Raw genomic sequence first — 2,163 nt, forward strand, 5'->3', positions numbered from 1 at the left:
TGCTCATAATTTTGTTGAGTGATAGGGTCAGTCCCACACAGGAAGCTACGCCTGACACAGCGAGAGACGCAATGATAATAAGGTGTGGCATCAACGCATATCTGTTGTTTTCTCGCAGTTGTCATTTTTACGCTCCTTTGGTGAGTTATTCAGTGAGGTTAAGAATGCCAACAACAATAGGCAACCCGCATGAATGGAACCTTTGGCGTAAGTATCAACAACTCATTCTTATTTCATCCTTTATGGCGTGTGTCCTTTCATTTTTTACTAAGAGAAAAAATAGAACGTCAACGTAAAGAGCGGATTAAACAATCTGAAGAAACTTGGGCTTATGTTCAAGCTAACCAATCTCGATATGCAGCACAAAGGGCTGAAACATTAGCTAAACGTGAAGCCAATGAAAAATGGAAGCCCGTAGAGGGTAATTTTCCGTTATTGGTTTTTGAAACACAAAACAAAATGGACGATTTTGATGCATCAGATATGACTTTTGGAGATGAGAGTAAAGAGACGATTGAGCAATATGGTTTGATGAAGCCGTTTAAGCAATCAGAGTATTATTCCCATCGAGAAGGTTACACACTATACGGAAAAGATCAATTTTCTTTACCACCGAGTGAACATTTCAAACGTATGCGAAGCTTAGGGGATTTATTCTCTAACTCTAAGATCGGTTCTTTAATGGGGTTTGAAACAAGCTCTATTTTTTCTGACATGGTTGATAAATTTGAGCGTAATGAGGGAGGTTATTACAGTAACCCATTGTTAACTAATGCGTTAAAAGATCACGAAACTACCGCTAATTTTCATAAAGCCTTGAAAAAATGCTTAGAAGAAAACCTTAAAAATGGGAAATTACCTGATGATATCGTTAGTGTTTCAAGTAAATACATGATGTCTTCAAAAGGTAAGCCTTTACCTCAATTTTTAGTCGGCGATATTAGTAAGTTAGATCCTCACCCTAACCTTGCTGATGGAACAGTTTTATCTGTTCATGGTATTTGGTCAATGCAAGTTTATATCGAAAGTCTTGAATATAAAGCAAATCAAATTCGAGGTAAGTTCAGGTATGAGGTTCAAGACCATTTTGGTTTAGATGTTAAAGATATTGATCATGACCCATTTGATAATATTGAAGAAAACGATGGTAAGCCCTATGAATGGTTAGAAGGGTTCAGATCTTGGTATCTATTACAACACTATAGAATGTATGGGTTCAAACCTTTTATTGCCAAAATGACATTTGAATTATGATTAAGTATATTCGTTTTGTTTTATTACTTATGCCTCTTTATCTTTATATCTTAATTTGGGATAGTATGGTTTTTCATTTAGGAGTTCCAAGGTTTAATTATAACGCTCCATCATGGATAGAGGACGTTGTTGGTCCTATTGCTTTATTTGTTGGCCTTCCTTTGAGTTTTTTTATCGGTTCGATATATACAGCCTATAAAAAATTATGGTGGTGGTTTGCTGCTTACATGATTCTTGCAGGTTTTCCATTGAGTTTGTTTATTTTTGGATGATAAAAAGGGCACTCAAAACTTTGAAGGATACAAGTTCAAGCTATTTATAACACAGGTTGATTTTAAATTATGAAATTAAAACCATTAATATTATTAGTGCCTTTGTTGTTTTATGTTCAGATGCAGGGCGACCGCATGAGTGTTTAATTTTTACCCACCGCGTTTAGGCCTTCACTCAAGACCGCCTCTAGCATCGCTGTGTTCATCGTACAACGCTCTGAGGAATCCCCTGATGATTTAGATAAAAATCATAAAGTTAAGGTATATGCACATCTTGTCATGTGATCAAATGGTTTCGCCAAAAAACAACAACCAAACAACAAGATGCGCGAACTCAATATCTTACATGATTCTCTCTACCAATTCAGGTTACTAAAAGGACAGGCACTATTAAAAGATACTTATGCTCCAGGCATAATCTATCGGTGAAATCGGTATTAATTTGTCCGACAGGGGGAGAGGGTTGCGTGCTGTGAGCCACTGTTGGCGCAGGGTGAGATCGCGAACATTTTCTAACCACTTAGAATGATCGGTTTGACGATCATATCTAGCTGTGATCATATACTCTCTTTTAACAAAGAGACCTACCCACAATGCATATCGATGAGTTTAAAGAGCACTTCCATTTAGTCGCAGA

2 protein-coding genes and 1 pseudogene are annotated in these 2,163 nt (G+C 36.9%); 2 read left to right on the forward strand and 1 reads right to left on the reverse strand.

What is annotated here, in order from left to right; genetic code table 11:
* Window positions 1–125, reverse strand: a pseudogene (locus QTN95_RS20275) (transposase); the annotation flags it as partial.
* 64 nt (window positions 126–189) lie between these two features.
* Between QTN95_RS20275 and QTN95_RS20280 the strand changes: the two are divergent.
* Both QTN95_RS20280 and QTN95_RS20285 read left to right on the forward strand, forming a co-directional pair.
* Window positions 190–1,254 carry a DUF3289 family protein gene (locus QTN95_RS20280; protein WP_331418789.1) on the forward strand — a complete coding sequence of 355 codons (1,065 nt, stop codon included), beginning with the start codon at window positions 190–192 and terminating at the stop codon, window positions 1,252–1,254.
* Window positions 1,251–1,526, forward strand: coding sequence for a hypothetical protein (locus QTN95_RS20285; RefSeq protein WP_331418790.1), 276 nt, complete (start codon window positions 1,251–1,253; stop codon window positions 1,524–1,526). Before QTN95_RS20280 ends, QTN95_RS20285 begins: the two co-directional genes overlap by 4 nt.
* Window positions 1,527–2,163 lie beyond the last annotated feature (637 nt).

The sequence above is a fragment of the Vibrio sp. M260112 genome, from assembly GCF_036533775.1.
Classification (GTDB): domain Bacteria; phylum Pseudomonadota; class Gammaproteobacteria; order Enterobacterales; family Vibrionaceae; genus Vibrio.